Source organism: Aphanizomenon flos-aquae FACHB-1287 (assembly GCF_014698755.1).
Classification (GTDB): Bacteria; Cyanobacteriota; Cyanobacteriia; order Cyanobacteriales; family Nostocaceae; genus Dolichospermum; species Dolichospermum flosaquae.
The window spans coordinates 157,142-182,007 of record NZ_JACJTO010000001.1 but is presented as its reverse complement, the minus strand read 5'-3'; the positions used below and the strand labels follow the sequence as shown (position 1 = coordinate 182,007).

Annotated in this window: 25 protein-coding genes; 8 read left to right on the top strand and 17 right to left on the bottom strand. The window is 35.2% G+C overall.

Annotation, left to right across the window (positions count from 1 at the left end; translation table 11 throughout):
* Positions 1-5: 5 nt before the first annotated feature.
* Positions 6-776, bottom strand: a complete 771-nt coding sequence (locus H6G44_RS00825; protein ID WP_190386054.1) for an RNA methyltransferase — start codon at positions 774-776, stop codon at positions 6-8.
* A 45-nt stretch (positions 777-821) separates the two neighbouring features.
* Positions 822-2,414 (bottom strand): S8 family serine peptidase, encoded by a 1,593-nt coding sequence (locus H6G44_RS00820; protein WP_190386055.1) that lies wholly within the window; start codon positions 2,412-2,414, stop codon positions 822-824.
* A 207-nt stretch (positions 2,415-2,621) separates the two neighbouring features.
* Here H6G44_RS00820 and rpe point away from each other — a divergent pair, with 207 nt between their 5' ends.
* Both rpe and rsmH read left to right on the top strand, forming a co-directional pair.
* The gene (rpe, locus tag H6G44_RS00815; protein ID WP_190386056.1) at positions 2,622-3,332 is read left to right on the top strand and encodes a ribulose-phosphate 3-epimerase; all 711 of its coding nucleotides are present in this window, start codon (positions 2,622-2,624) and stop codon (positions 3,330-3,332) included.
* Positions 3,333-3,510: 178 nt separating this feature from the next.
* Positions 3,511-4,413 (top strand): 16S rRNA (cytosine(1402)-N(4))-methyltransferase RsmH, encoded by a 903-nt coding sequence (gene rsmH, locus H6G44_RS00810; RefSeq protein WP_190386057.1) that lies wholly within the window; start codon positions 3,511-3,513, stop codon positions 4,411-4,413.
* An 87-nt stretch (positions 4,414-4,500) separates the two neighbouring features.
* Here rsmH and H6G44_RS00805 read toward each other — a convergent pair whose 3' ends face one another.
* The 6 genes from H6G44_RS00805 to H6G44_RS00780 all read right to left on the bottom strand — a co-directional run bounded on the left by H6G44_RS00805 (position 4,501) and on the right by H6G44_RS00780 (position 10,720).
* Positions 4,501-5,409 carry an AAA family ATPase gene (locus H6G44_RS00805; RefSeq protein ID WP_190386058.1) on the bottom strand — a complete coding sequence of 303 codons (909 nt, stop codon included), beginning with the start codon at positions 5,407-5,409 and terminating at the stop codon, positions 4,501-4,503.
* A 308-nt stretch (positions 5,410-5,717) separates the two neighbouring features.
* Positions 5,718-6,326 carry a hypothetical protein gene (locus tag H6G44_RS00800; RefSeq protein WP_190386059.1) on the bottom strand — a complete coding sequence of 203 codons (609 nt, stop codon included), beginning with the start codon at positions 6,324-6,326 and terminating at the stop codon, positions 5,718-5,720.
* The gene (locus H6G44_RS00795; protein ID WP_190386060.1) at positions 6,323-7,741 is read right to left on the bottom strand and encodes an AAA family ATPase; all 1,419 of its coding nucleotides are present in this window, start codon (positions 7,739-7,741) and stop codon (positions 6,323-6,325) included. Before H6G44_RS00795 ends, H6G44_RS00800 begins: the two co-directional genes overlap by 4 nt.
* A 270-nt stretch (positions 7,742-8,011) precedes the next feature.
* Positions 8,012-9,037 (bottom strand): bifunctional riboflavin kinase/FAD synthetase, encoded by a 1,026-nt coding sequence (locus H6G44_RS00790; RefSeq protein ID WP_190386061.1) that lies wholly within the window; start codon positions 9,035-9,037, stop codon positions 8,012-8,014.
* A gap of 103 nt (positions 9,038-9,140) precedes the next feature.
* The gene (rsmG, locus tag H6G44_RS00785) at positions 9,141-9,896 is read right to left on the bottom strand and encodes a 16S rRNA (guanine(527)-N(7))-methyltransferase RsmG (RefSeq protein WP_190386062.1); all 756 of its coding nucleotides are present in this window, start codon (positions 9,894-9,896) and stop codon (positions 9,141-9,143) included.
* A gap of 182 nt (positions 9,897-10,078) precedes the next feature.
* Positions 10,079-10,720 carry an ABC transporter ATP-binding protein gene (locus H6G44_RS00780; RefSeq protein WP_190386063.1) on the bottom strand — a complete coding sequence of 214 codons (642 nt, stop codon included), beginning with the start codon at positions 10,718-10,720 and terminating at the stop codon, positions 10,079-10,081.
* A 121-nt stretch (positions 10,721-10,841) separates the two neighbouring features.
* Between H6G44_RS00780 and H6G44_RS00775 the strand changes: the two genes are divergently transcribed.
* From H6G44_RS00775 to H6G44_RS00765, 3 genes are all read left to right on the top strand, one after another.
* Positions 10,842-11,765 carry a Sll0314/Alr1548 family TPR repeat-containing protein gene (locus H6G44_RS00775; RefSeq protein WP_190386064.1) on the top strand — a complete coding sequence of 308 codons (924 nt, stop codon included), beginning with the start codon at positions 10,842-10,844 and terminating at the stop codon, positions 11,763-11,765.
* A gap of 68 nt (positions 11,766-11,833) precedes the next feature.
* The gene (locus tag H6G44_RS00770) at positions 11,834-12,286 is read left to right on the top strand and encodes a DUF3531 family protein (protein WP_190386065.1); all 453 of its coding nucleotides are present in this window, start codon (positions 11,834-11,836) and stop codon (positions 12,284-12,286) included.
* Between the two features lie 8 nt (positions 12,287-12,294).
* On the top strand, positions 12,295-12,726 hold the full coding sequence (locus tag H6G44_RS00765) for an NUDIX hydrolase (RefSeq protein ID WP_190386066.1): 432 nt from the start codon (positions 12,295-12,297) through the stop codon (positions 12,724-12,726).
* A gap of 314 nt (positions 12,727-13,040) precedes the next feature.
* Here H6G44_RS00765 and H6G44_RS00760 read toward each other — a convergent pair whose 3' ends face one another.
* Together H6G44_RS00760 and H6G44_RS00755 are read right to left on the bottom strand one after the other, a co-directional pair.
* Positions 13,041-13,316: a cupin domain-containing protein gene (locus tag H6G44_RS00760; protein WP_190386067.1), complete on the bottom strand. Its 276-nt coding sequence runs from the start codon at positions 13,314-13,316 to the stop codon at positions 13,041-13,043.
* Between the two features lie 15 nt (positions 13,317-13,331).
* Positions 13,332-13,670: a Mo-dependent nitrogenase C-terminal domain-containing protein gene (locus tag H6G44_RS00755; RefSeq protein WP_190386068.1), complete on the bottom strand. Its 339-nt coding sequence runs from the start codon at positions 13,668-13,670 to the stop codon at positions 13,332-13,334.
* Positions 13,671-14,541: 871 nt separating this feature from the next.
* On the opposite strand from H6G44_RS00755, the gene H6G44_RS00750 reads away from it, so the two are divergent.
* Complete coding sequence (locus H6G44_RS00750) at positions 14,542-15,330, top strand: hypothetical protein (protein ID WP_190386069.1); 789 nt, start codon at positions 14,542-14,544, stop codon at positions 15,328-15,330.
* A gap of 44 nt (positions 15,331-15,374) precedes the next feature.
* Here the strand turns inward: H6G44_RS00750 and H6G44_RS00745 are convergent, their stop codons facing one another.
* The 4 genes from H6G44_RS00745 to H6G44_RS00730 form a co-directional block, all read right to left on the bottom strand.
* Positions 15,375-16,091: a DevA family ABC transporter ATP-binding protein gene (locus H6G44_RS00745; protein ID WP_190386103.1), complete on the bottom strand. Its 717-nt coding sequence runs from the start codon at positions 16,089-16,091 to the stop codon at positions 15,375-15,377.
* A 95-nt stretch (positions 16,092-16,186) separates the two neighbouring features.
* On the bottom strand, positions 16,187-17,341 hold the full coding sequence (gene devC / locus H6G44_RS00740; RefSeq protein ID WP_190386070.1) for an ABC transporter permease DevC: 1,155 nt from the start codon (positions 17,339-17,341) through the stop codon (positions 16,187-16,189).
* Positions 17,342-17,410: 69 nt separating this feature from the next.
* Positions 17,411-18,829 carry an HlyD family efflux transporter periplasmic adaptor subunit gene (locus tag H6G44_RS00735; protein ID WP_190386071.1) on the bottom strand — a complete coding sequence of 473 codons (1,419 nt, stop codon included), beginning with the start codon at positions 18,827-18,829 and terminating at the stop codon, positions 17,411-17,413.
* Between the two features lie 661 nt (positions 18,830-19,490).
* Positions 19,491-20,231 (bottom strand): phycocyanobilin:ferredoxin oxidoreductase, encoded by a 741-nt coding sequence (locus H6G44_RS00730; RefSeq protein WP_190386072.1) that lies wholly within the window; start codon positions 20,229-20,231, stop codon positions 19,491-19,493.
* A 220-nt stretch (positions 20,232-20,451) separates the two neighbouring features.
* Here H6G44_RS00730 and H6G44_RS00725 point away from each other — a divergent pair, with 220 nt between their 5' ends.
* Positions 20,452-21,387, top strand: coding sequence for a DNA-methyltransferase (locus H6G44_RS00725; RefSeq protein ID WP_190386073.1), 936 nt, complete (start codon positions 20,452-20,454; stop codon positions 21,385-21,387).
* Here H6G44_RS00725 and H6G44_RS00720 read toward each other — a convergent pair.
* The 3 genes from H6G44_RS00720 to psbP all read right to left on the bottom strand — a co-directional run bounded on the left by H6G44_RS00720 (position 21,384) and on the right by psbP (position 23,517).
* On the bottom strand, positions 21,384-22,271 hold the full coding sequence (locus H6G44_RS00720; protein WP_190386074.1) for a hypothetical protein: 888 nt from the start codon (positions 22,269-22,271) through the stop codon (positions 21,384-21,386). The two genes, H6G44_RS00725 and H6G44_RS00720, sit on opposite strands and share 4 nt — an antisense overlap.
* A 35-nt stretch (positions 22,272-22,306) precedes the next feature.
* Positions 22,307-22,903 carry a Maf family protein gene (locus H6G44_RS00715; protein ID WP_190386075.1) on the bottom strand — a complete coding sequence of 199 codons (597 nt, stop codon included), beginning with the start codon at positions 22,901-22,903 and terminating at the stop codon, positions 22,307-22,309.
* A gap of 68 nt (positions 22,904-22,971) precedes the next feature.
* A complete protein-coding gene (gene psbP, locus H6G44_RS00710; RefSeq protein ID WP_190386076.1) occupies positions 22,972-23,517 on the bottom strand; it encodes a photosystem II reaction center PsbP in 546 nt (181 codons plus the stop codon).
* A 213-nt stretch (positions 23,518-23,730) separates the two neighbouring features.
* Here psbP and mnmA point away from each other — a divergent pair, with 213 nt between their 5' ends.
* Positions 23,731-24,786 (top strand): tRNA 2-thiouridine(34) synthase MnmA, encoded by a 1,056-nt coding sequence (gene mnmA / locus H6G44_RS00705; protein WP_190386077.1) that lies wholly within the window; start codon positions 23,731-23,733, stop codon positions 24,784-24,786.
* The last annotated feature ends 80 nt before the right edge of the window (positions 24,787-24,866 follow it).

The following is a 24,866-nucleotide window of genomic DNA, read 5'->3' as shown; positions in this document are numbered from 1 at the left end:
AAGCTCTAGGTAGATTCGGGTTTTTCGGGTTTTTCCCTATTAATTGCCCATTCTACCTGTCGTAAAATCCCGCGTAACATTCCTACTTCCTCCATTTGTAGGTAAGCGCGGTTATACAAATAGCGGAATTTTTCCATACGACTAGCTGCGGTATGGGGATAAAGATAACCTATCGAAAGCAATAAAGACTCTAATTGTTGATAGTAAGCTTCCATAGCATCTAACGGGGCGATTTCTGAAGCGGGTATATTTTTATTTATAAATAACTCTGTAGATTGTGACAATTCATAACAACAAATAGAAACCGCTGTAGCTAAATTCAAAGATGGATATTCTGGATTGGTAGGAATAAAAACTAATCTATGGGCATAATTTAACTCTTCATTGGTTAAGCCCCTATCTTCTCTACCAAAAATTAAGGCTACAGGCTTGCGGATTTCCTCTAATAACCAGGGTAAAGCGGTACGGGGAGTTTCTAAAGGCATTCCTCCACTGTAATCCCGGCCAATGGTGGCAATGGCGCGGACACAGCCTTGTAATGCTTGTGGTAATGTATCTACTATGATAGCAGATTCTAAAATATCTTGGCCATGAACTGCCATTTTTATAGCATCAAGAGATGAGCGATCGCATTGAGGATTGACTAATATTAATTTAGATAGGCCAAAATTTTTCATAACTCTGGCTACTGAACCGACATTCAATGGTCCGGCTGGTTCTACTAATACGATAATTAGGTTGTTATCACTGGTTTTTATATCAATATTTCCTGTCATACTTATTTACTTTTACCGACAATTTTCACTCTATCATCTGCTATATCATCTTTCCGGTACAGTCCACCAAGCCAAAGCATAAGATTGAGTGGGTTTATTAATCTGTTTCTTAAATTGTACCCGAATTTTATAATTACCATGAGTGGGGACTGGGCAAAAAATATGTTCAATACTATCAAGTTCACTCATAGAAGCGCAAACCACTACTTGATCATTTTTGCCATTTTCCTGAACTAAATAAACATCAAGATCATTTAATCCTTTATTTACAAATGTTTCATCTAGATCATATTGCTGATTATTGTTTTTATCATTCAATTCTACCAAACGATCCCAACTTAAAGTAATAGCCACAAAACTATTTTTTTTCAAACTCTTTTCTAAAGCATATTCTTGAGAAGAATTAGTATTAATTATCCCATAATCCCAACCAATTGGCGGAACTGTTAACGTAGGTTTCCACTCACCACCATTCAATTGTTGATAAGCTCGAAAAGCATTTAGATGACCTGCTCCCATTTGAGCATCTAGAGGAATTTTGGCATTTTTATAAGCGGCCGTTGCTAACCAATCTAGATTTTGTTTATCAATTAAAGTTCTCGTCATTCCCAACCGTAAACCTTCACCACTATCTTTAATTTTGTCGGCTGAATTGAGCAATATTGCTTTCATAACTTGATGACGACGAGCATTAATAGTCCAATGTGGTTGTTTAGTTCGCAATTGTTTATCTACAAATTCCTGTAATAATGCTACAGTAGCAGTAACTTGTGGTGCAGCAAAACTCGTACCTGTAGATTTATTTAATTTACCATCAGGATTAAGTAAAGGAAGATTAGTACCGGGAGCAACTAAACTAATTGCACTTCTCCCAGCAAGATTAAATTCTTTACCAGCTAAACGATTTTCTATAGCTTGATTTGCACTTGTTAAATTAGAAACGTGAACCTTATTAAAAATTCCCTTTTGTTCTGAGGAAAAAGCCACATTAATTGCGTTAAAATTATCTGTAGGAATGGGAATCCCACCTTTACCTTGATTACCTGCAATGCTATACACAACATCATGAACACTGCTAGACCAGTCAATACATAATGTTAGTAAAGCATTACCATCTAATATAGCTTCTGGTCGGGGATCACGATCAAGAGGTTCACCAAAACTAAAATTAATCGCTCGCACATCACCACCATTTTGCAATGCAATGTGTTGTGCTGATAAACACTCCTCTGGTTGTCCTATTTTTTTTACCGATCCTACAGCAGAAGAATATAGTCGCGCGTTGGGTGCGACACCGGGAAAAGCCTTATCTTGACTTACCATGACACCTGAAACATTATAGGCATGAGGATCAACACCAATATTTGATTTAGCGGGAGCATTGCGTAAAAACACTGCTAATGGAGATACAGACCGATTCTTAGACACGGCCTTATCCCAGCCAAACATTCCCGGACGACCAATTTCCACTTGACCAATGGCAATTTTCCGCCCAGTTAAATTATAGGGAGCTTGATGTAGTTTCAGCGCATCAATACCGTTAGTATCTAGAAAGTTCGCCAGCTTATTACCAGCAAAGACCGGTAAAGTCAAGCAAGAGAAACCTAAACTCCAAAAAATTAGCCAATTTTTGTTCATAAGTGTCTGGACAGGATTAATCACATACTAGTTATTGATCAATTCTTTATCAGTTAAGGATTTCCGTCCAGATTTTTGTGTAATTGATTTTCTCAATTTTCAGGAAGAGGAAATTTTCTGAACATGGGAATTTTAAATTAGTTTTTCATAATTTCTCCATATTTTGTTACAATACCTACAGACGAAGACGCTTAAAACCCACTAGCCATGACCCAAAATTCATCTCAAAAGCCTATAGTTATCGCTCCTTCTATCCTATCAGCAGATTTTAGCCGTCTGGGTGACGATATTCGCGCCGTAGACAAAGCGGGAGCAGATTGGATTCACGTTGATGTAATGGACGGACGTTTTGTTCCTAATATTACAATAGGTCCTCTGATTGTGGAGGCGATTCGTCCAGTTACAACTAAACCGCTGGATGTCCACTTGATGATTGTGGAACCAGAAAAGTATGTAGAAGGTTTTGCTAAAGCTGGTGCGGATATTATTTCTGTCCACGCAGAACACAATGCTTCACCCCACCTTCACCGGACCTTGGGACAAATCAGAGAACTCGGTAAAAAAGCTGGAGTTGTACTGAACCCCGGTACACCTTTGGAGTTAATCGAATATGTCCTAGAATTGTGCGATTTAGTGCTAATTATGAGCGTTAACCCCGGTTTCGGTGGTCAAAGCTTTATCCCTAGTGTAGTTCCTAAAATTCGCAAGTTGCGTCAAATGTGCAATGAACGGGGTTTAGATCCTTGGATTGAAGTTGACGGGGGACTTAAAGCTAATAATACTTGGCAAGTTTTGGAAGCTGGAGCTAATGCTATTGTAGCAGGTTCGGCTGTATTCAATGCTCCTGATTATGCTGACGCGATTCACAATATCCGTAATAGCAAGCGTCCAACTCCTGAATTAGCAACAATATCCTAGCTGTCTGTAGGGTGCGTTATGTATGTTTAGATAACGCACCATTTTTGCTATTATTCAAAAGTATAAATCTTTATTAATTAAAGTACCAGTATTATTGGCAATATCAACCCATGATTAAAGGGAGACAATTTACAGAATATGGTAGATCTTTAACTACAGAAGAGCCAAAAGCATAAAAATGAAATCAGATTTACAAACACCATTAGATTTAGAAGAAATTGATTTTTCCCATATTCCTGTTCTCAGTCAAGAAGTAATTACAGGTTTAAATATCCAAGCTGGTGGAAATTATTTAGACCTGACCATTGGTGGTGGTGGTCACAGTCGTTTAATATTAGAAACTGCTGAAGATGTGAAAATTACCGCAGTTGACCAAGATTTAGATGCTTTAAATGCAGCTAAGGAAAATTTATCAGAATTTGGAAATAGAGTCAATTTTATTCATAGTAACTTTGCAAATTACCAATTTCCCGAAAATACTTATGATGGAATTTTAGCTGATTTGGGTGTAAGTTCCTACCATTTAGATAACCCAGAACGAGGTTTTAGTTTTAGAAATGCTGCTAGTTTAGATATGCGAATGAACCAGCAACAATCCCTGACTGCTGGAGATATAATTAATGAATGGGAGGAAAAAGAATTAGCGGATATTTTCTTTAAATATGGTGAAGAACGACTTTCCAGAAAAATAGCCAGGAGAATAGTTGAAAACCGCCCATTTAATACTACTACAGAATTGGCAAATGCGATCGCCTATTCTGTACCTCCTAAATATCGATATGGAAGAATTCACCCCGCAACCCGTGTTTTTCAAGCTTTACGCATAGCAGTTAACGACGAATTAAAAGTCCTAGAAACTCTCATAGAAAAAGCACCAAAAGCTCTAATTACTGGGGGAAAAATAGCCATAATTAGTTTTCACAGCTTAGAAGATAGAATAGTAAAACACGGATTAAGAAATTTATCTTTATTGCGAATATTGACAAAAAAACCAATTATTGCTACAGAAGAAGAAATAAAAGAAAATCCCCGTTCTCGTTCTGCTAAATTGAGAATAGCAGAAAGGAAAAACATAGATTAAGAATGCAGAACCTAGTCCTCTACAGGTTTTGCAATTTACTAACTGTTTTTCAATTTCAAGATGATTATTATCTCTTCTTCTTTGTTTTTAAGGGATAGGTACAGACCTCAATAACCGCTCAACAATAGTTTTAGCATTTCGTCCTCCTCTAGGAATTAGACGATGACAAAGAACGTGGGGTGCGAGAAATTTGATATCATCAGGAAGAGTATATTCTCTACCTAAGATAAAAGCTAAAGCTTGAGCAGCTTTGTATAAGGACACCGTACCACGGGGACTAACACCCAGGGTAATTTCTTCATCTTGTCTAGTAGTCCGCACCAATTCTAAAATGTATTTTTGTAAAGATGCTTCTACTTTAACCTGGGAACAAGCTTGACGTAATGCTTGTACTTCTTCTAAAGTAATACAAGGCTGTAAATTAGTAAGATTTAAACCTGCTTGTAAATTTTGCAGCATTTCCATTTCTTCAGATTCCGAAGGATATCCCAAGGTTAAAGACAGCATAAACCTGTCCATTTGCGCTTCTGGGAGAGGAAAAGTCCCCTGGTACTCAATTGGATTTTGGGTAGCAATGACAAAGAATGGCTGGGGAACAGGACGGGAAACACCATCAATTGTGACTTGATGTTCTTCCATGACTTCCAGTAAAGCTGACTGAGTACGGGGTGTAGCGCGGTTGATTTCGTCAGCTAGTAGGACATTCGCAAATATGGGACCGGGGAGAAATGTAAATTCACCGCTTTTAGGATTCCAAATATTTGTACCAGTAATGTCTGTAGGGAGTAAGTCAGGAGTACATTGTAGCCGTTGAAATTTACCATCTACGGAACGAGCTAGAGACTTGGCCAAGAGGGTTTTACCGACTCCAGGGACATCTTCTAATAAAGCATGACCACCACCAAGTAAGGCTACTATAACTAAGCGGATAGCTTCATGTTTACCAACGATGGTACGAGCTAAATTTTGTGTTAAAGCGTCAATTTTTTCTCTCATGTAGCACCTGGGGGGGAAATGTAAAAGGTTTATTTCTGAATTTTGACTAAAAACTTGTTTAATAGTTTAGCCTTTTCTACAGTATTCCCAGGTAACAATCTTAATCCAGCATGAGAATTAAAAATTTCTTGAGTTACTAAACCACTAACGCAAAGAGAGAAAAGTTAAAAAACAGCTTTTCGGAACAGGACTTACGCAAAATATCTCTCAAATCCTCATTTCTCCGTGACCTCTGTGCCTCTGTGGTTCGTTATTCCATGAATCTTGCGTAAGTCCTATGGAAATAGTTTTACTTTTAAATATATTATTTATTTACAAATTTTATTTTTTATTTCGAAAACTCGAAAACCATGATCTTCTTCTAAAAATTTTCTCGCAAGTGCTATCCAGCTTGAATTAAATCTTGGATAAAATTCAGGAGTACAAACATAAGCTTCTAAATTTAAACCCGCGTAGTTTCGATTTAATTTAAAATTAAACCAACTGATAGTGTTTGTTAATTGGCCAATAGCGTCTCTCCTATTGTTACGTATGGCTCTTTCTTCTTCACTAGTTGCATTCAATTTGAACTCTACAAAACAAAAATCATTTTCATCGAAAAATACAAAATCGCAATGAGAATTACCAAATCCTAAAAGTCCTTTTTTTCCGTCAATAGGAATAAAACCAACCATTTTCGCATTACTTATATTAAATAATTTAGTGCTATCAAAATCGGTTATAACAGTCTCATTACCATTGAAATTAATAGTAAATGTATTATCATCAAACTGAATATTGATAATAATAAAAGATTGTCCTCCGTAGTCTTTCAAATCTATCACTGAGAACTCTGATCTCATTTCAATTTGTAAAACATCAGAAAAATTATCAAAAGCAGTTGCTAGAAGTTCTTTAATATCCTCAAATTTACTCATTTTCTTTTGAAAGTTTTAGCGTGAATACTGTACAAAGCTTGAAAATCACCACCCAAAATTTCGGAAACCGTATCTAAATAATTTTGTTGAATAGTACCTTTTTCTTGATTAAAAATAGGTTCGCAATAATTAGTATCCTGACTAACAGATTGATTTCCCAAAGAATAAGCAGAAAAATCTTTAGCACTTAACCAGGAATCTTGGGGAATTATTTGTGCTACTTCTGATTGTGTTGACGGATTTTTTTCAACTACTCTATTTGCGAAGAGTAAATTATTAAAAACTGTGAGGACATAAGGACTATGGGTCGTTATAATTAGTTGGTTATCATTATTTTGATTTATCATTAAAGCTAATAACTCAATCAATTGCTTTTGAGCAATAGGGAATAAATGAGCTTCTGGTTCTTCCAATATTCTTAATACTTTTGTATTATCAAGAATATTCAGAAAAATATCTTGTAAAATTCTTATAGATTCTTGCTGTCCTGACGAAGTATTAGACAAGTAAATATATTCTTCTGTTTCTTTATTAAATAGAATTTTCTCTCCTAAATCATCAATACGGTATTCTCCCTTTAATATTTTATCTATCTTATTTTTGACTTGATATAATTTTTCTTTTATGTTGTTTTCTGAATAACTTTCGATTAGTCCTTCAAAATTTCTAAACTTTTTAAAAATGTCTTTTACCCTTACAAATTTTTCTATAAATTTTTCCAATAATATTTCATCTAAAGTTTTTGAGCTACGTTCATAATTGTCAATTGAAATATTTTGTTTTAAATTAATTTCAATACTTTGTGAGAAATATTTTTCAAATAAACTAGGATAGGCTACGGTTGCACTTCTACCAGCAACAATAAACAATAAATCTCTTTGTTTATTTTGAAATAAGTCATTGAGCAGGTCATAAAGTTGTTGAGCATATTTTATTTTTTCTTCTTCCTTAATTAATGGTTGAATATTTCTATTTTTGTTGATATTTAAATATTCTTGTCTAAGTCTAAATTTAATATCACTTGCAAGAATTGTAAATTTTTCATTTATAAAAGTATCTATAGGAGATATCTTCATTTTTTTATTTTCATCATTGCTTAGTTTCAAAAATTTATTTTCATTAAAACTGTAATAAAATGTTATTTCAAAATCAGGTAAATTATTTGTAGGTCCAAAAAAATTATAAAATTTTTGCTGAATGGGCGATAAAATATCAGAATTGATATCCAGATATTGATTTTGTTTGTCTCGGTAAATTTGACTGAATAAATCCTCTTGTATGGTCTTGAAAAAATAAATTAATTTAGCAATAGTGCTTTTACCACTAGCTTGTTCACCAATCAAAACTAATATTTTCTTGACTTCAATTTCTGCGTATTTAATTGAACCGAAATTATTGATGATTATTTTTTGCATAAGTAAATGTGATTTTTTTATGACTACATAATGTACCATAATAGAAATACTTTTGGGGAGATATAACCTCCCATGATATTTAATATTAAATAAGCGGTTTTTTATTTGTAGACGCGCTTTTTACCTTTCTTATTACAGTAAATTTAATGTAATTGTACCACACTCTTGTTTTTATATTCCTTTCTTCCTTTGCGTGAGACTTTAAAATGTGGTTTATTTACCTAAAAATCGCTGTAATGTTTAAGTTGACATTAAAAATTTCCCCCAATATTAAGAATTAAAAATTGCTCGAGCTGCTGTACAATCAAGTTGAATTTGATTTTTCAGTGCTTCCAAAGAGGGAAATTTCTGTTCAGGACGCAAAAATCTTACTAACTGTATCTCCAAAATTTTCCCGTATAAATCACCAGACCAATTTAAACAATGTACTTCCACACGAGTATCTATACCATTAACCGTGGGACGGTTCCCGATATTCATGACCCCCAATTGCTGAATAGGGTCTGTATCTGGAGTTTGATTATGAATGATCACCTCCACAGCGTAAACACCATGGCGAGGTAAAAATTTATCCTTTGGTAGTTGGATATTCGCTGTAGGAAAGCCGATAGTTCTACCTAATTTTTGACCTGTTACTACTTCACCCGTAAGAGTATAAGGTCTTCCCAGCAAACGATTTGCTTTAGGAATATCACCTACTTCTAAACTTTCCCTAATTAAGGATGTACTGATACGAGTATCATCTGTTGTGGATAAGCTGTCTGTATCGGTTTTTATAGGAACTATGGTCACGGGTATATTGTATTTAGCTGCGAGTATTTGCAAATCCTGGGCTGTACCCATACGCTTTTTGCCAAAACAGAAATCTTGGCCAACGCTAATTTGTTGACATTGGAGTTGTTGAACCAGAATTTTATCCACAAATTCCTCCGGGGAAAGAGCAGACAATTCTCTATCAAAAGGTAATAATACCAATTGTTCTACCCCAAGCGATCGCAATTGTTGTACTTTTTCATCCAATGGTGTTAATAAATCACGGGGTTGTCCTGTAAAAAACTCATGGGGGTGGGGATCAAAAGTCACAACGGTTGAGTAAGGGCGCGGATTTTTTCGGTCTGGGGGGGTTGAAATTTCCCCACTTTTACCCCATACTGATTGTAATACTGGCTGAATTACTCTTTGATGACCAAGATGAACACCATCAAATTTACCAAGAGCAACAGCGGTTGGTGTCAACAGCCTTTCCGTTGAAGAAGCAACCCATACAGAACACCCATTTTGAGATAAATTTAACACTTGGATTTGGGAATTTTAGGTTTATTTTCGCTATCAGCGTTGACTCTCTCACGCTATTAGATATCTAATCACCAATCTAATCTAAAATCGAGAAATCAGTTAATTAAATTGGTTTTTGGTTAGGTATACCCACCCCACGGGGAAAACTAATTGGTGTGTTAGTAACTTTTCGCAAATACAGACAATGACGAATACTATTACTCAAAGGAGTAGAAAACTCTTCAATTAATTCAATAACCCCACCTAATTGCTCCACAGCAGCTTCTAAACTTTCATTTTCTGCTTGAGTCCAAGTACCTCGATAAATAACCGCCAAACCGCCCTTTCTAACTAATGGTAAACTATATTCAGCACAAACAGAAACATTACTCACAGCCCGAATCACCGCTACATCATAATATTGTCTATGTTGATATTGTTGACCAACTTCCTCCGCTCTCCCCAGTAAAGTTTTAGCATTATTAAGACCAAGCGTTGATAAAATCGTCTCAATAAAAGCAATTTTTTTACCCGTAGAATCTAAAAGTGTAACTTGAGAACTGGGAAAAATTAGAGAAATGGGAATACCCGGAAAACCAGCACCCGTACCAATATCAATTATCCGTTTACCCTGCTCAATTCCAGGAATAAATAGTTGTTTAGGTGCAATTCCCCGTAAAGAATCCCAAAGATGTTTTTCCCAAAAATCTTCAGGTTCAGTAATACGAGTTAAATTAAATTGACGATTTCCCGCAACAATTAATTGATAAAGTTGTTGAAATTGATTTTCTTGCCAAATTGTCGGTTGCCAATTCAGAGTTTTTTGCCATATTTCCCCCATTTCTGGTAAACTAGCTATTGGTAAAGATTCTAAATTCATTGGTAAAAATTAATTTTTTTAAGTTATTTTTAGCGGAAAACCAAATCTTATACCAATTTTATAATGAGGCTGCACAAAATCATCAAATCCATTAATTCATCCCTCTTCATCTGCGTTTATCTGCGTTCATCTGTGTTTAAAATTCTTAAAACCTGACATTTTAACTTAGTCTAAAGCAGATTCTAGCTCTTCTCCCTGACTCCTGATCTTAAAACACCATGATCTAATGTCCAACAATAATCAGCTATTGGCAACATATCACCCGCATCATGTGTTACAACTAACAATGTCCAATCTTTTTTCAGTTTGGCTAATAAATTCACCAGTTGACGACGCATTGACCAGTCTAAACCCGCCGTAGGTTCGTCTAGTAACAAGACATTTGGTTGACGAATTAATTGTACAGCTAAAGCCAAACGCCGCTGTTGTCCACCGCTTAAATCAGTAGGTGATGCGGACAAAGATAAATGATCTAATCCAACTGCCGTTAATGCTTGTCTAACCTGTTCTATTGCTAATTCAGGATGTCCTAAGCGTAATTCTTCTAAAATCGTCCCCCCGCAAAAATGGCGTTCTGGAAATTGAAACACTAAACCTGCTAATTGTTGTAATTCTTCGGCTACGAGTCCCTGTTCTCTCCAGAAAACCCCGCCAGTGGTAGGATCAGCTAATCCAGATAAAATTTCCAACAAGGTGCTTTTACCCGAACCGCTAGGACCAATAATTAAACCCAGTTTTTGGGGAGGTAATTCTAAATTTATGGCTTGGAGAATGGCTTTTGGGGAAGCGGTGGGGTGATAAGTTAGATTTCTAAGATAGAGCATTTGTTAAGATTACCAAGTTATCAAAAATTTTGGCGGAAATAGACTAATTTATAATTCACTATTTTTGTATTCTAGATAACAGATACAACAATTTCAACTGTAACTATCCACAAGAGTTATCATGTTTAAACAGTTTTTAATTGATCCATTAAGGATATCTTGGCGATTTCCTACATTTTTAAAAGTGTCTGTAACTACTGCAATCCTTGTAAATATTTTTGTAAATCCCTCATTTGCTGGTGATCCATTTCGCAGTCGAGATCCTCATAAAATTGGTGATAACACGGAAGCAGTTTTTAAAGCTATTTTTCAGCAGGGAAATTACTCAGTAGCCAAAGATGCTTTACGAAAAGCTGTCTCTAGCGAACCCAATGAACCCTTAATTTATGCTATCCAGGCTTCTTTAGCCTATCAAAATCGAGAAAGTGCTAATTTTGAAGAATACAGCCGTAAAACCCTAGAAACTGGACAAAATCTAATCGCTAGTGATCCCTTGCGTGGTAATTTATACACTGCGGTTGGTCATTTTTTAGAGGGTGCGGTAATTTTGAATCGAGAAGGAACTGTCAAGGGTGCATCTGGGGCTTTTATGCAATTGCGTCAAGTCTACACATATCTTAACAAAGCCGAAGAAATTTCTGCCAATGATCCAGAGTTAAACTTAATTCGTGGCTATATGGATTTAATATTAGCTGTGAATTTACCTTTTACTAGTCCAGATGAAGTAATTGAAAGATTACAAAAAAATGCTGCACCTGGTTATTTAGTAGATAGAGGTATTGCTTTAGCATATCGAGATTTAAAACAATACTCTCAGGCTTTAGATTATGTCAACCAGGCTTTAAAAACAACTGCTGATAACCCAGAAATTTACTATCTCAAAGCCCAGATTCTCTATGAAAAAGGGAAAGCAGAAAAAAGCCAGAATTTAATTAAGGAAGCAATAACTCATTTTGAGAAAGCATTAGCCAAAAAATCGCAACTTCCCGCTAATTTAGTCAACCAAATTGAAAATGAACGCAATCAAGCTGTGAATAGTCAGTAGTTCGTTGTTAGTTGCATAAAATTCTAATTCTAACAATTACAAATTACCCATTACCTATTAGCAAAAAAATGGAAATTCAATTCCGCGAGTTTAATCCTTTTGATACTTGGATTTGGTTGAGGTTCAGCACCATTCCCTCCCAACAAGAAAAAAAATATGTAGAAGAAGTCTTTAATTCCTGGTTTTATTTAGGTAAATTGGGAGGATTTAATGGGGAAAATCTCCAAATCCAAGATACAGGACTTGATATCAGCTACATGGATTATGATCCAAAAGGCTATGATAAAAGCTTACTGGCTTTGATGCACAATATGGGTGAATTTGAATATGAAGGAGAATGGTCCCGTTGTTGGTTTGATTTAGGTACAACTGATGCAATTGCATTAGATATTCTGATTAACGCTCTCACTCAACTCAATGAAGAATACGTCGCAATTGAAGAATTATATATTGGTGGTGAAAATTCAGATTGGCCGATAGAAGATAGCGAAAGTCGCCCTCCTTCAGTTTACGATAATTAATTAAAATTATGAATAAAGAAGGTCAAATTCGGGTAATTGTTTTAGCACTGATTCGAGATAATAATAGAATATTTGTATCTGAAGGATATGATCCTCAAAAACAATCAATATTCTATCGAGCTTTAGGAGGTGGTGTGGAATTTGGGGAAACTAGCCTCATAGCCTTATCTAGAGAATTTCAAGAAGAAATTCAAGCTGAATTAACCAATATTCGCTATCTAAGTTGTATCGAAAACCTATTTACTTTTAATGGTAAACAAGGACATGAAATTATTCAACTCTATGAATGCGATTTTGCTGATTCCCAGTTTTATCAAATTGAAAGTTTAACTTTTTCAGAAACACCAGAACGTCAACATCGTGCATTGTGGATAGATATTTCCCGGTTCAAATCTGGTGAATTAAGGTTAGTTCCTGAAGTCTTTTTTGATTATTTGTAAACCTAGATTCCCGACTTCTTATTGAGTTAAAAAATCGGGGATCTGATTGCTATATTAACAATAAAAGTAAATATAGGAAGTTAATTATATAGTGTATTTATGAACAAATGATTATTCTTTATCGCTACCCTAGTGAAAATGGTTATAGCGACATTCAAAAACTAAGTCAAGAAGAAAAAATGTCAATTCCAGCATTCCCCGAAATGAACTTAGTTGTAGATAATATTTTGGGATCAATACTTCCATCGTCAATCCTAAATAAGATCAAATTCACATCCTGAGATATTGATTAAATAGAATTGCAGAAATATTAATCAAAGCAAAAACGAAAAATGTTTCTTGACATCGCTAATAATTTCCCATGTACATGACATCCCAGCGGGAAAAGTTACTAAATCTCCCTTACCTATTTTTACCGCTTGTCCTCCATGAGGAGTGACAATAATATCACCTGTTAAAAAGTAACAAGTTTCTTGATCATCGTAAGTCCAGGAAAATTTGGATATTTCCTTTTCCCAAATTGGCCAGTTGAACACATCTAACTCTTTGAGATGTGTAGGATTTGGTTGATGTTCGATTTTAATTTCCATGGAATTAAGTTGTATTTAGCAATAAGATTGGATATCTTCTCCACACTTATCTACTAAATAACATAATGCGCGAAAACGCAAGCCTACAAACTGTTCATACAGTGGGTTTAATTTGCACATAGGCGGAATGTGACCAATTTTCCGGCCAAAAACGATGATATCACGTTCAAAGGGACATTGAGCAGGAATAACTTTAGCAATTAATTTAGCAAATTGACGATTATTAATTTCGATTTCGTCTAGACGTTGACGGATTTTTTGCAATAAATCAAACTTATTTTTAACTGAATGGTTTTCCTCGATAGGGTTAACAAAACTAGAGATAATCATCGGTTGACTATTTGTTTTTAGCATGATTGTAAATCCTGTGTAGATGATATGGAGAAAATTTGGCTAATTTGGTAACACTATAGATTATCTTACCAATTCGCGCTGAACCTCATAAACGGTAAGGTAGTTGAACTAATTTTTATTTAAACTGGCTTTGTGTTGAATAACTGTTCAGTTGAATACAAAATAACAAAGAAAATATAAAAATGGTATAGTCTTAGCTTATGGATTCCTGATATTTAATATAGTAATCTCATATAAGAAATTCTCAGGAACTCCCAGGAAAATAAGCCCAAGATACTGCTGTATCTAGCTTTCTTCTCCTATTGGACTGCAAACTGTTAGGAAACGATGACATTGACTCTAGGTGATAGAAGACCAAGAAACGGTGATACCATTTATTTTATAGCAGAGAATAGGTAACAGAAAACAGGTAATTGGTAATTTTCTTATTTTTCCTGACCTCTCTTTAGTCCGCTATGGTTATATAATCAGATTAGTATTGTCACTAATTTACTAACCTAGTATTATCACTAGTAGTATTTATCAAAATCTCGAATAAACTTACTCATGGAGCGTCTAGTAACACTCAAGATCGAAATTTTGGCTGCTGATAAACTCTCCAGGGTACTTGGCAGTACAAACGTAAATTTGCTACTCTTAATTTAGAGTCCTGGCCTGTTTTTAGTAATTAAGTATAGTATAAATACGTAAGTATTAAATTCGGCAACTGCTGTATATTTACGAGATACTTGCCTAAGTTACTAATAGGTTTTTACAGATGAATTATTAAGACAATGTAAAAAATATTTATACAACAGCGGACTAATAAAAAATTGAGGGATTATTAAGAGATCAGGGAATAAAAGTTTCATACAATTTCAAATTATAAATTATGGTTAGTACAATTTTTTTGGCGCAATCGTCTAAGCCAGCAACAACAGTCACAAATACAACAGTTTCCAGCAATGAATTCCCGATTGTACCATTACTCCTATTTACTGATGGTGTATTGCTTTTAGCTTTAGTTGCTGCGATAGTCTATGGAAAAATACTAATAGACAAGAGTGATAAAAAACTCAAGTTTGAACAATTCCGTACACGAGAATTAGAGAAAAAGCTGAAATTAGCCTTAGAAGTCATTCGCAAAATGGAAACTAATCCAGATTTAGCTCACTCACGGGATTTCAACCTTGATTATCTACGAATGCGGATGTCAGAGAAAGTATTTCATTTGGCCTTAGTGAATCAAATTAATGTTAAGATTAAAACTAGGATTACCGAGTCACTGCGTCCTGATCAATCCAAGCAAGGATCTGTGGGAGTTGCTAGTTATAATGGTAGACAGGTAGATGAGATCTTCGATATTGAGTATGAAACTGGAGTAGCGCCCAATATTGTGAAGCGGGTACTATTCCGGGCGCAAATTCGGTTAATAAAGCTACCAACTCAAGCTACTTCTTCTACTATTAGTCAAATCATTAATTGTATAGAAACCTACCTTAGTCCTAAGCAAAATGACGATAGCTGGCAGCCGACTATTCAAGGTCGGATTGTTTATATGCACTGGGATCAAAAGGCTAAACCTACCCCATTACTGGTACTAGAACAAACAAATGAAGGGGTAAATGTGACATTTAGAACTAGCCGTCAAATTCCTATGGTCAAGAAACAGCAGCCTTAAACTACACCATTTAGCCCCTATAGAGAAATGATTATTGTAGGTAGTCAGGATTTGCGGTTAGCCGGCACATTTTGAGCATCACGGGTCAGAAGACCGTCTTCCATTTCTACAATGCGATCAGCGATGTCTAAAATTCGGTTATCGTGGGTTACTAATAAGATAGCTGTTCCCTGGTCTTTAGCTAGACGCTGCATAATTTCTACTACGTCGCGTCCTGATTGTTTGTCTAATGCAGCGGTTGGTTCATCGGCTAATACTAATGGAGGATGATTAACTAAAGCGCGGGCGATGGCTACTCTTTGTTTTTGTCCACCAGATAAATTATCTGGATAATAGTTAGTGCGTTCTTGTAAACCTACAGATGTAAGCATATCTTCTGATTGAGAAATAGCTGTTGACTGGGAAATATGATGATTTAATTCCACAGCCATTTGCACGTTTTGCCTAGCAGTTAAGAAACCTAATAAATTATGAGCTTGGAAAATATAACCAATCTTCCGTCTCATTTGTACCAGTTTGCTTTGACTAGCTCCACATAGTTCTTCACCTAAAAATTTTAAACTTCCTTCTTGTACCGACCTTAATCCACCAATTAGACTCAATAATGTTGTTTTACCTGAGCCAGATGGTCCAGTCATAATCACAATTTCTCCGGCATATACTTCCAAGCTAATATCAAATAAAATCTGTTTTTTCAGAGATCCTCTACCATAGTAGTGGTCTATATTTTTAATAGATATTACAGGTTCTTTGTTGATGATCATAAAAGTTTGTTAGTGGTCAGTTGTTAGTAGTCAATGGTCAGTTGTTCGTAATATTTCTTTTCTCTGTTCCCTGTTTCCTATTTTATAGCAAATTAAAAAATATCTGCTGGGTCAGCAGAGCTTAATTTACGGATAGCAATCATCCCCGAAATAAAACACATTAAAATAGTTAACATGATTACCATAATGGCGCGATTATAACTCATAAATATTGGTAAAAGCGTAGCATCTCTAGCAACATTGTATAACACTAGAGCACAGGCAAATCCAGGTAAATAACCAACAACTGCTAATAAAAAAGCCTCTTGAAGAATCACCATTAGTAAATAGTTTTGAGTGTAACCTATGGCTTTGAGCGTGGCATATTCAGATAAATGATCATTGACTTCTGTATACAGAATTTGATAAACAATTACAGTTCCGACAATAAAACCCATAATTGTTCCTAAGGTAAAAATAAAACCAATAGCCGTACTACCCGCCCAATAATTTCTTTCAAATTCAATAAATTCTTCCTTAGTTAAAACATTAATATCTGTAGGGAGATAACTCCGCAAATATTGAGCTACCTGCATGGGATCTGCACCTGGTTTTAATTTAATAACACCAATATCAATTAATCCTCGTTGACGGTTATTAAAAATTCGTAAAAAGTTAACATCACTAGTAATTAAATTTCCATCTGCACCAAAGGATGCGCCTAAAGTAAATAATCCACCTACCTTAACTTGTCTTCTTCGCACTTCTGCGGTGACAATTTTTCCCTGATTAAAATTATCAGTAATAGGACCATATTCTACTCTAGAAGAACGGTCATATAAAACAACATCAGGAAGTTTAAGTTTATTTAAGTTTTCCTCCACTCCGGGTAAATTAAAAAGATTAACCTCTGGATTAATGCCGAAAATCAAAATACTTCTAGGACGGCCTGTAACGGGATTTCTCCAGCTTGTATAATCCAAATATATGGGGTGTACTGACTGAACTGTTGGCAAATCTAACGCCTTATATAAACGGCGTTGGGAAAAGGTTTTCATTGAGAGAACAGCATTAGATTGACTGTTAATTAAAATTACATCTCCTACTAAACTACTGTGCATTCTCACATTACTGTAATAGAGTGCATCCCGGAAACCTAGCTGCATGAACATTAAAATATCAGCAAAGGCAATACCTGACAAAGCTACCGCTAGGCGAGTTTTTTCTCTTGTCAGTTGTAGCCAAGATAAAGGTATTTTTATTGCCATTTTCTAGACTTAATGATCTGGATATTAATTAAGTATTTGAACGTCCATATTTTGTATGGAAATAGGAAGTTAATGCTCATTAATTTCTACCGTAACTTTAGCATTAGTCAAACCAGAAACTTGCTTAGTATATTCTGGAGATAGGGCAATTTTTACTTCTACAACTCTGGCATCAACATCTGCGGCTGGATCGTTATTGAGTACATCTTTTTTGCCAATTTTCCTGCCAATTTCTGTAATTATGCCTTTTAATTGTCCATTAAATGCCCGGTTATCACTAGAGATAGTAGCAGCTTGACCCAAACGCACTTTACTAATACTATCTTCGGGAATTTCTGCGACCACAAACATCTGATCTGTTTGTCCAATTTCCGCAATCCCATTTGCACTCATCATTTCCCCTGATTTAGTGTGAATTTTTAATATCTCACCGGAACTAGGAGCTTTAACATAGCTTTGTTTAAGTTCTGCTTGGGCTTTTCTGATTAAAGCAATTGCATTAGTAACTTGAGCTTGAGCGACTTGAATATTGAGCGGACTAACTACTAATATTCTGTTCAATCTTTCTCTTTCTTCGTCTATTTGCCTTTGCAAAGTAGCGATAGTTTTGTTGCGGTTAGCTGTAGCTTCAATTAATTGTTGTTGTAGCGTGGATAGAGTTTTAACTTGATTAGCTCTAGCTTCGGAAACTTGCTGTTGGATGGTAGTTATTGCTCGTTTTAAACTAGCTTGACTTTCAATTAATTGTTGATTAGTTGTCACCGCACTTAACCGTCGGCGATCGCGTTCTTGCTCAGAAATAGCACCTTGTTTGTATAAAAAATCATAGCGTCCAGAATCGACTTGAGCATTTCGTTGTTCGGCTCTAACACGCTCAACAGTGGCTCTTAAAGAATCTTTTTGTCCCAGTAGTTCGGCTTCTAGACGCATAACTGTTGCTTCTTGGGCAATTTTTTCACCACTTAACTGGGCAGCAATTCTACTAATTGTGGCTTGTTGAACGTCTTTTTCCCCAGCCAATTGGGCTTGCAATCGAGCAATAATGAATCTTTGGGCTTGAGCATCTCTTGGTGGACCGGCGCTAATTTGGGCTAAATTCGCACGAGATTCTTGCAGTTTAGCTTTGGCTTCTTCCACTACTGCCATGCTAGTATCTCGGCTGTCTAAAATAGCCACAAGTTGCCCCTGTTGTATTCTTTGTCCTTCTCTAACTAAAAGTTGCTGTACTCGTGAACCACCTGATAAACCTGCAGGAGCAGCAAGTTTAATAATTTCTCCTTTTGGTTCTAAGCGTCCTATGGCACTAATCGTACTAGGAACTGGGGCAACAGATACAACATTCGTGAGTTTTTTTAATTGCTCCATTCTAGTTGTAGCTAATAACCCGGCAGCTATAGCTACTGGTAGAGCTACGGCAATACTTAGCCAAAGTTTAGGCTGTTCAAGTTCCTTTTCTTGAGATCTTGATTTTTCATTCACCCTTGACATAATATTTAACCTGTTTATCTGAATTGTGGTGATGAAACTAAAAAAGTAAGTTAGCTGTAATTAAATTAGTTAACCAAAGTCTGAATTTATCAGTATCTGGTAAATCATTAAAATTCCCAGCAAAATTCATCCAAGATTTATAGCTTTTTGGGCTTTCGTTTTGGCAATTTTATAGTTGTTGCTGAGTATGATTACTTTTTCACAAACTACACTTTATGATTATTCAGGTGTATTATCTTTACATGAAAATTTCTGTCTCAAAGCAACCATGGATACAATTAGCAGATTTGATAGATTACATTGTCATGAAAAAGGTTTCAAACTCACATTTTTAGCATTAATTGAGGAGAAATTGAGAGTTTTTTGGACATTACTGATAACTTTAAAAGGGTTTAATTTGCTTCTTTTCGGCAAAAATTAACAAGGCTTAAAGCTGACAAGAGAAAATAAAAAATCTGAGTAGATAGGTAAAAATTTTACCAATTAATAATTAGAAACTTGAATGATTAAGGTTAGTTTTCTCTCCTAAAAGTATCGGTATTGATTACTTCATATAAATTCTACATTTATCAGTTGAGAGAAAACGTAACGGAGTTTACAGATAGAGTAATAGCAATTTTTAATTTTTAATTGCTGACAATTCTGGTAATATCTTTTCAGATCACATTGGTAATTCTGGCAAGTCAAATAAAACTGTAGCCATATAATTTTCTGCCCAATCTACACCAAAAGCTTTTTCTAGAACTCTACGGGTTTTATCATTTTGTTGTTGTTTGGTACAATAATTATGTTGTCCAGCAATAATTTGAGCTACTTTTTCCGGTGCAACTGGACTAGATGCTATCGCTTGGGTACAATGGATATCTAAAAATGATTCTACGTGAGACAAAAAACTTGTTTCTTCTTCTGGGGAAGCAGGACGAATAAACAGACAAAAATCAGAAAAGATATTTCCCCATTCTGGTAATTCACGGGGTTGAGAAAAGTTAGATGTGGTTAACTTCCTAAGTTGCAAATTATAACCATCTGGTAAAATCCGATCTAAGTTTACCGGAGAAAGATCGGCAATAGCAGCACTAATTTGACCTCTACCTCCAACTAAATCACAACCAAACATGGGAATGTCATATTCTGGACGGGGAAACATGACGCAGTGCAAAATATCTAACATATTCCCCACTCTTGCTAGTTCCAAGTGCATTTTACGAAATTGGGGACTTTGATAACAGCGATTTTCAATAATCAATTTTTCCCCCTCTAGTCTACCTTCCACATATCCCAATTCCGCAGGTAAATGGTATGGTGACAAGTCTAAATGTTTATGCCAAACTGTTTCAATACAATCAGCTAATTGACGAATTAGGGGATGTTGTTGTTCACGGAGGGAAGGAGTAGAAGACATATTATTTGGAAAATACAATTTATTTGTTAGTTTACAATTATTTGTACCATTTTTTCTGCCTGGAAATATAAACAAAGAGTTATAGTATGGGCTGATGGTAAAAATAAATTTATGTAACAAAAAAAATGCAATTATATTCCGTATAATTTTAATGAATTATGAAAGCTCTTCAATGATATAATTATAATGCAAATTAAATTTTATTTTGTGGTGACTTTTTGTGATCAATTACATAACAGCAAATCTCCCATTGTTTACAAATCCAGATCGAAAGTTAATAATTAAATTAGAAGAGATTAATACATTAGATTTTGAGCAATCTAATTTCATTATTAATGCAGAAGTTTCTGAAGCTTTAAAAAAACTTCCCGATAACATAGTACAAACAATTATTACCAGTCCTCCTTATTATGATCAACGAGATTATCATACAGATGAACAAATTGGCAATGAAGAAAGTCCAGAACAATATATAAATCGGTTAATAGAAGTATTTGATCAAGCAAAAAGAGTTTTAAAAGAAGATGGTACTCTTTGGTTAAATTTAGGTGATAAATATATAGATGGAAATTTAGCAGGTTTACCTTGGAAATTAGCACTATCTCTGAAAGAGAGAGGTTGGATTTTGAGGTCTGATATTATTTGGTACAAACCCAATGCAATGCCATCTTCTGTAAAAAATCGTCCAACTACGGATCATGAATATATATTTTTATTTGCTAAAAGTTCAAAATATTATTATGATGCAGATTCTATTCGTGAACCTCATGTAACTTTTTCAGAGAAAAGTAAAATGAAAGGAGGAAGAAATCATCTTGGTAAAGCAGGAGGAACTCCAGAATTAGGAAAAAATGGAGGTAATTCTAATCTGCATAAAGGAAGATGGGATCAAGCTTTTCATCCTAAAGGTAGGAATAAAAGAACAGTTTGGGAAGTACCTTTATCTAAATTTAGAGATGCTCATTTTGCAGTTTTTCCCGAACAATTAATAGAACCATGTATTTTAGCAGGATCACCTGAAGGTGGAATAATTCTTGATCCTTTCTTTGGTGCTGGTACAGTAGGATTAGTTTCTATTAATAAAGGACGTAAATTTATTGGAATTGATATTAATCATCAATATTGTGAAATTGCTGCTAAGAGAATTTTTCATTAATTTATTATTTCAAAAATAGGTAAAAGTTTTTGAAGCTCTTGATCTAGTAAAGGTTTGACTATAGTTATTGAATTAGGATTTTTATCTATATATACGAAATTTTTACAACCTAAAGAGTTGATATCCCCTTTCCAAGATTCAGCAATAATAATTGGAATACACATAAATCCTGATTTATTTGCTATTGTTATTGCTTTATAAATATCTCTTGTAAATAAATGAGCATGACCTCCTCCCATTGTTTCACGAGTTTTTACAGGAATTAAGATAGTTCCATTTTTTCCACTAATTTTAACATCATAGGTTTCATCACCTATTTTAACTTGATTATCTGTAATTATAAGTTCTAAATCATTATTTTTAAATATTTCTTTTAGATTGATCCTAACAATTGCTTCAAAGAGATTACCTTTTATGGCTCGACGACTTCCTTCTAAACGATCAATCATTACCTCAAAAATGGCTACCCATTCCCATTGTTTTTGTTCAGGTAAAATATTAGAAACGTATTCGCGAACTTGATTTATTATTTCTACTTTTCGCTCAATAGCTGTACCATGAATTATCTTAAGAAATGGTTTAAGACGTTGTTCAGGAGCATCTCTAAAAATCCAACCTAAAATTAACCATTTAGCTTTATGTTCAAGATAAGGACGAGCAATTCCATCATATAATTTCAAGTTGTCAGGAATTTTACGATCTAAATATTTTTTCAGTACAATTTTTGCTTTTGGTGCTTCTTGTTCTCTTACAAATTGATAAAGACTAATATAATTTTCTGAATTTAGGAAGTTAATGAAATCGTCAAAAAAAAAAAATGGTTTATTTGAATTAGCAATTATTACTAGCTCCTTTAAGCGAATATTTTCTGGTATTTTAGTCATGAAAAAATCTCAAATTTATTATTCAAAAACAGTTATCAATATACCCAAAAATCTATAACTTCATATCCCAATTCCCCGATCATCTGCCGCAATAAGGGTAAACTTAAACCAATGACATTACTGTGACAACCCTCTATTTTCTCTATAAATAAACTCCCAAAACCTTCTAAAGCAAATGCTCCAGCGCATTTAAGAGGTTCACATGTAGCTACATAGGCTCGAATAGCGCGATCGCTCATTTCTGCAAAATACACCCTAGTAACTTGACATTTAACCACAGTTTTATTTTTAGTAGTATCAATCAAAACATGACCTGTATACAAGTCACCAAAATTACCTTGCATCAATTGCCACCGAGCGATCGCTTCCTCTGCATTTGCTGGTTTACCATAGATCATACCACCAATAGCCAAAACCGAATCACAACCCATTACCAAAGCTGATGGAAATTGGGAAACTACAGTTTCCGCTTTACACCGAGCCAGGGTTTTTACTAATTCCCCTGGTTCAGTTAGTTGTATTTGCGACTCATCAAAATCACTCGGACAAACTATTGATTCAATTCCCACAGTGTGGAGTAACCGACGACGCGCAACAGAAGCAGAAGCAAGAACAAATTGTGGGATTTTCATAGATTTTGATAAAAGTAATTTTTGGTAATTGATAATGATTAATTGTCAATTACCACCATTTTTAATTATTAATAAACAGTGAAAGAACTAACAACTTCATCAATCATCCGTTGCAGTTTTTTCCAACGTCTCTCAGGGACTGAAGCATTAAAAGTAAACAGTTTACCACGACTTACAGCCACACTAGAAATATTGTGTCTTTTTTGTCCGTTAGGAAATTTCACTTCATATTCTAGAAAGTAGTAAATTTTCCCATTTACTTCCCGTTGAGCCGCATTGATTAATTCAGCAGTACGCCCAGAATTTACAGGAGCAAGAGCCACTTTTCCTAATTTATAACCAACTTCTGTTGGTGTTCCCAATTCCGCCAAAGTTTTACCAGAGGGAACTGGACTAATTACTACAGAAACATTTTCTGATACTTCAATTAAATCGTGAAATACCACATCAGGTCCATCACCAACTTTAACTTGTAACCAACCATTAGGATAAGCAAACTGATAACCGTCGTCACTATCGATAAAGCTCCTAAGTCCAGCCGCATTAGCTACACCAGGATTACTCAAGCTGAAGCTCAACACCAATAATAAAATTAACGTAATTCTTTTCCACATTTTTTAAGATTCCTTTCAGCCGTCAGCAACACAAGGTAAGGATAATTGCCAGTTTTCATTTTCTCATCAATTAGGTACAATTTGCAGACTTTCTTTTGGCGATCCTCTTCAGGCTTTATAGGTATGTGTGCTATAATCGGACAGTCTCTTGTGGGCAATCAAAAACCCCTTTCTTACGAAAATAAGCCGCAAGCACTTTCAAAAGTGTGAATTATGAAAAAAGTTGTCGTTGGTCTTTCTGGTGGCGTTGATAGTTCCGTAGCCGCCGCTATGCTGCATAATCAGGGCTATGATGTAATTGGTTTAACCCTTTGGCTAATGAAAGGCAAGGGGCAATGTTGCTCTGAAGGAATGATCGACGCGGCTGATATTTGTCAACAATTGGGTATCCCCCATGAAATTGTTGATATTCGGGATGTCTTTCAAACGGAAATTGTTGATTTTTTGGTGACAGGTTATAGTGTGGGAATTACGCCCTTACCTTGTTCTCAATGTAACAAAACTGTGAAATTTGGTCCAATGGTCGAATATGCGCGGGAAAAATTAGAATGCGATCGCATCGCTACAGGTCATTATGCCAAAGTTTGTTATGATGACGCTACTAATCGTTACCAATTATTACGAGCCGTTGACCGCAACAAAGATCAATCTTATTTTCTCTACGATTTATCCCAAGATTTATTAGGGGCTGTAATTTTCCCTCTAGGGGAATTAAATAAAACCGATACCCGGAGAATTGCCAGCGAATACAATTTAAAAACCGCTGATAAACCAGAAAGTCAAGATTTATGCTTGGTAGAAAGTAACGGTTCTATGCGGGCATTTTTAGATAAATATTTAGCTCCCAAATCAGGTGATATTGTTGATACATCTGGAAAAATTTTGGGGCAACATGATGGTATTCATCATTACACTATTGGTCAGCGAAAAGGCTTAGGTATTGCTGCGGCCGAACCCTTGTATGTGATTTCCTTGGATGCTGTTAATAACAGGGTAATTGTAGGCGATCGCACCAAAGGAACTGAGTCAGAATGTACAATAAATAGAGTAAATTGGGTTTCTATTGCCGAACCTGTAACACCGATTCGCGCTGAGGTACAAATCCGTTATCGTTCTCAAGCTGTACCTGTGACGGTAATTCCTTTAGCAGATTCCCGTGTGCGTTTGGTATTTGATGAACCACAGTTCAGTATTACACCTGGACAAGCTGCAGTTTGGTACAACGGAGACAAAGTATTAGGTGGGGGAATTATCGAACAGTTTAGTTAAATCAAAAACCCGTATGAGCGTAAGAACTGGTCTGAGAATTTGCGGACTACTGGGTTTTTCTATTAACTAATATTGATAGT

Coding starts and splice junctions, on each gene's coding strand:
- H6G44_RS00750 (WP_190386069.1), top strand. CDS start 14,542: ATGGTTAGTACAATTTTTTTGGCGCAATCGTCTAAGCCAGCAACAACA.
- rsmH (WP_190386057.1), top strand. CDS start 3,511: ATGAAATCAGATTTACAAACACCATTAGATTTAGAAGAAATTGATTTT.
- H6G44_RS00730 (WP_190386072.1), bottom strand. CDS start 20,231: ATGTCTTCTACTCCTTCCCTCCGTGAACAACAACATCCCCTAATTCGT.
- rsmG (WP_190386062.1), bottom strand. CDS start 9,896: ATGAATTTAGAATCTTTACCAATAGCTAGTTTACCAGAAATGGGGGAA.
- rpe (WP_190386056.1), top strand. CDS start 2,622: ATGACCCAAAATTCATCTCAAAAGCCTATAGTTATCGCTCCTTCTATC.
- H6G44_RS00825 (WP_190386054.1), bottom strand. CDS start 776: ATGACAGGAAATATTGATATAAAAACCAGTGATAACAACCTAATTATC.
- H6G44_RS00795 (WP_190386060.1), bottom strand. CDS start 7,741: ATGCAAAAAATAATCATCAATAATTTCGGTTCAATTAAATACGCAGAA.
- H6G44_RS00715 (WP_190386075.1), bottom strand. CDS start 22,903: ATGAAAATCCCACAATTTGTTCTTGCTTCTGCTTCTGTTGCGCGTCGT.
- psbP (WP_190386076.1), bottom strand. CDS start 23,517: ATGTGGAAAAGAATTACGTTAATTTTATTATTGGTGTTGAGCTTCAGC.
- H6G44_RS00805 (WP_190386058.1), bottom strand. CDS start 5,409: ATGAGAGAAAAAATTGACGCTTTAACACAAAATTTAGCTCGTACCATC.
- devC (WP_190386070.1), bottom strand. CDS start 17,341: ATGGCAATAAAAATACCTTTATCTTGGCTACAACTGACAAGAGAAAAA.
- H6G44_RS00775 (WP_190386064.1), top strand. CDS start 10,842: ATGTTTAAACAGTTTTTAATTGATCCATTAAGGATATCTTGGCGATTT.
- mnmA (WP_190386077.1), top strand. CDS start 23,731: ATGAAAAAAGTTGTCGTTGGTCTTTCTGGTGGCGTTGATAGTTCCGTA.
- H6G44_RS00720 (WP_190386074.1), bottom strand. CDS start 22,271: ATGACTAAAATACCAGAAAATATTCGCTTAAAGGAGCTAGTAATAATT.
- H6G44_RS00820 (WP_190386055.1), bottom strand. CDS start 2,414: ATGAACAAAAATTGGCTAATTTTTTGGAGTTTAGGTTTCTCTTGCTTG.
- H6G44_RS00770 (WP_190386065.1), top strand. CDS start 11,834: ATGGAAATTCAATTCCGCGAGTTTAATCCTTTTGATACTTGGATTTGG.
- H6G44_RS00780 (WP_190386063.1), bottom strand. CDS start 10,720: ATGCTCTATCTTAGAAATCTAACTTATCACCCCACCGCTTCCCCAAAA.
- H6G44_RS00800 (WP_190386059.1), bottom strand. CDS start 6,326: ATGAGTAAATTTGAGGATATTAAAGAACTTCTAGCAACTGCTTTTGAT.
- H6G44_RS00765 (WP_190386066.1), top strand. CDS start 12,295: ATGAATAAAGAAGGTCAAATTCGGGTAATTGTTTTAGCACTGATTCGA.
- H6G44_RS00755 (WP_190386068.1), bottom strand. CDS start 13,670: ATGCTAAAAACAAATAGTCAACCGATGATTATCTCTAGTTTTGTTAAC.
- H6G44_RS00760 (WP_190386067.1), bottom strand. CDS start 13,316: ATGGAAATTAAAATCGAACATCAACCAAATCCTACACATCTCAAAGAG.
- H6G44_RS00735 (WP_190386071.1), bottom strand. CDS start 18,829: ATGTCAAGGGTGAATGAAAAATCAAGATCTCAAGAAAAGGAACTTGAA.